4 protein-coding genes are annotated in these 2,979 nt (G+C 49.6%); 2 read left to right on the top strand and 2 right to left on the bottom strand.

Going from position 1 to position 2,979, the window contains the following annotated elements:
* Window positions 1-685, bottom strand: a 685-nt coding sequence (gene cpxR / locus KQJ18_RS23035) for an envelope stress response regulator transcription factor CpxR (protein ID WP_216422846.1), incomplete at its 3' end; no start/stop codon positions are given.
* Window positions 686-835: 150 nt separating this feature from the next.
* Between cpxR and cpxP the strand changes: the two genes are divergently transcribed.
* Entirely contained in the window at window positions 836-1,336 is a 501-nt protein-coding gene (gene cpxP, locus KQJ18_RS23030) for a cell-envelope stress modulator CpxP (RefSeq protein WP_069324867.1), read from the top strand.
* A 123-nt stretch (window positions 1,337-1,459) separates the two neighbouring features.
* On the opposite strand, the gene KQJ18_RS23025 is transcribed toward cpxP, so the two are convergent.
* Entirely contained in the window at window positions 1,460-1,918 is a 459-nt protein-coding gene (locus KQJ18_RS23025) for a DUF3757 domain-containing protein (RefSeq protein WP_087856657.1), read from the bottom strand.
* Window positions 1,919-2,243: 325 nt separating this feature from the next.
* On the opposite strand from KQJ18_RS23025, the gene fieF reads away from it, so the two are divergent.
* A partial coding sequence (gene fieF, locus KQJ18_RS23020) for a CDF family cation-efflux transporter FieF (RefSeq protein ID WP_216422844.1) occupies window positions 2,244-2,979 on the top strand: 736 nt, incomplete at its 3' end.

Below are 2,979 nucleotides of genomic sequence, written 5' to 3'. Positions count from 1 at the left end.
CCATCAGGTAGCCGCGACCACGCAGCGTTTTAAACCACGGATGCCCATCTTTACGCTCTGGCAGCTTACGACGCAGGTTCGAGATATGCATGTCGATCGCGCGATCGAAAGGCGTCAGGCGTTTGCCCAGCACTTCCTGGCTCAGATGTTCACGCGAAACCACCTGGCCGAGATGCTGCGCCAGCAAATAGAGCAGGGTGAATTCGGTGCCGGTTAGCTCCAGAGTTTGCCCGTCGAAGCTGGCTTCCTGGCGACCCGGGTTGAGGCTTAACGCATCCACTTCCAGAGTCGGCGAGCCGTTGTCGCTGCTCTGCTGCTGTTCGCTCCAGTGCGAGCGACGCAGAATAGCGCGGATGCGCGCGACCAGTTCGCGGTCGTTAAACGGTTTCGGTAAATAGTCGTCCGCGCCCAGTTCAAGGCCGAGAACGCGATCCAATTCACTGCCGCGAGCGGTCAGCATGATTACGGGGGTCTGGTGTGTCTGGCGAAGCGCTTTCAGTGTATCGATGCCGTTTTTCTTCGGCATCATGACGTCGAGCAAAAGTAAATCGATGCTGTCATCCAGAAGCTCGAGCGCCTGTTCCCCATCATGGGCAACCAGCACATCGAAACCTTCCATTTCGAGCAACTCCTTTAACAGGGAAGTCAGCTCTCGGTCATCATCAACTAACAGGATTTTATTCATTGTTTACGTACCTCCGAGGCAGAAATTACGTCATCAGGCGTCGCTAATCTATGACTTTACGTTGTTTTACACCCCCTGACGCATGTTTGCAGCCCGAATCGTAAACTGTCTCTCGTTGAATCGCGACAGAAAAGATTTTGGGAGCAAGTGATGGGCAAAGTTACCGCTGCCGTCATGGCCTCAACGCTGGCATTCAGTACCTTAAGCCATGCAGCTGAAGTCGTCACAGGCGATCACTGGCACCTGGGTGAAGGCTCCGCGCAACGCAGCGTACAGAGCCACATGTTTGACGGTATCAGTTTAACCGAACATCAACGTCAACAGATGCGAGATTTAATGCAGCAGGCAAGACACGAACAGCCTCCTGTTAATGTTAGCGAAATGGAGACAATGCATCGCCTTGTCACCGCAGAGAAATTTGACGAAAGCGCTGTGCGCGCTCAGGCAGAAAGAATGGCGCAAGAACAGGTTGCCCGCCAGGTTGAAATAGCCAGGATTCGCAACCAGATGTATCGCCTGTTAACGCCCGAGCAGCAAGCGGTTTTAAATGAGAAACATGAACAACGAATGGAGCAACTGCGCGACGTCGCGCACTGGCAAAAAAGCTCATCGTTGAATTTATTGAGTAGTAGCAACTCACGTTCCCAGTAGTAACCCTGTTTTCCTTGCCATAGACACCATCCCTGTCTTCCCCCACATGATGTGGGGGTTTTTTTTGCCCAAAAAACGGTCTCTGATGGGGCGTGCTTGGGTGGCAGGCGAAGGGAGAAGGGATCAGTTATAGACTGTCTGCAGTGGTTCGAATCCGCAGGCGTCTGCTGACTTGTCGCAATCATAAAAACGTTCGGTTTTCGCGGCCGATTCAGGATACCAGTTATCGTTTCCTTCAATCGACACAATCAGATTGCTGAGTATATTCTCTTTCCCTTTACGGCTATACGTCAGGTCAATTTCCTGGCCGTTTGCCAGTTCGTAAGTGCAGTTGACTAATACGCCTTCAGCCAGTTTATTTTTTGCAAAATAAAGTGCAGTGACGAAGCGTTTAATGTCCTTCTGTTGGTGTACTTGAGAATTCCAGCTCCCTTCCCATCCGGATAAGGTAACGGGAGAGGTATAAATATGGTTTTCATAAGTGATGTTTTCTGGCGCTGGGCATTGCATGCTTTCCGTCGCGGCTGCCGCAGAGCCTGAAAGTAGGGCGAGCGTAAGCGCAGTACATATACTATGTTTCATTATTTTTTCCTTTATATTCGCTTGACTTATCTATTACAGAGTGAATAAGTGACCTGCAAGGAAAATATAATAATAAAAGAGTAGTAAAGGCAATATTAATTATGAGTAATTCAGAGGCTGTGCCGATTTTTATTATTATTTAGGTCGTTTGATTTTTAATTGATGCTAAATGATATATATATAAAATGTTTTCTATTATTCACTTTGTTGATAATTGTTTACTCAGGCTGGTGCTAAACGGTTATATCTCATTTTCTACACTTCGCTGTCGTCAGACGATCATCGCTATGAGTTATACTACGCCAAGATGATGGCAGGAGTGTTTATGAATCAAACCTATGGGCGGCTGGTTAGCCGGGCGGCAATCGCGGCGACCGTGATGGCATCGCTGTTACTTTTGATCAAAATTTTTGCGTGGTGGTACACCGGATCGGTCAGTATTCTGGCTGCACTGGTGGATTCTTTGGTGGATATCGCGGCGTCGTTAACCAACCTGTTGGTGGTGCGCTATTCTTTGCAGCCGGCCGATGATGAACATACCTTCGGACATGGTAAAGCGGAATCGCTGGCGGCGCTGGCGCAAAGCATGTTTATTTCCGGTTCGGCGCTGTTTTTATTCCTGACCGGGATTCAGCATCTTATCCAACCCACGCCGATGAAAGATCCCGGTGTCGGGGTGATTGTCACCATCATTGCGTTAGTGTGCACAATCATACTGGTCTCGTTTCAGCGCTGGGTGGTAAAGCGTACGCAAAGTCAGGCAGTTCGGGCGGATATGCTTCATTATCAGTCTGATGTTATGATGAACGGTGCGATTCTCATTGCGCTTGGGCTGGCATGGTACGGCTGGCATCGCGCAGATGCCTTGTTTGCGCTCGGGATTGGCATCTATATTTTATATAGCGCATTACGCATGGGGTATGAGGCGGTACAGTCATTGTTGGATCGCGCCTTACCCGATGAAGAACGTCAGGAAATTATTGATATCGTGACGTCATGGCCGGGAGTCAGCGGCGCTCACGATCTTCGTACGCGGCAGTCAGGGCCGACCCGCTTTATTC

Source organism: Citrobacter sp. S55_ASV_140, from assembly GCF_018919505.1.
Classification (GTDB): Bacteria; Pseudomonadota; Gammaproteobacteria; order Enterobacterales; family Enterobacteriaceae; genus Citrobacter; species Citrobacter werkmanii.
This window is presented reverse-complemented; position numbering and strand designations above follow the sequence as displayed.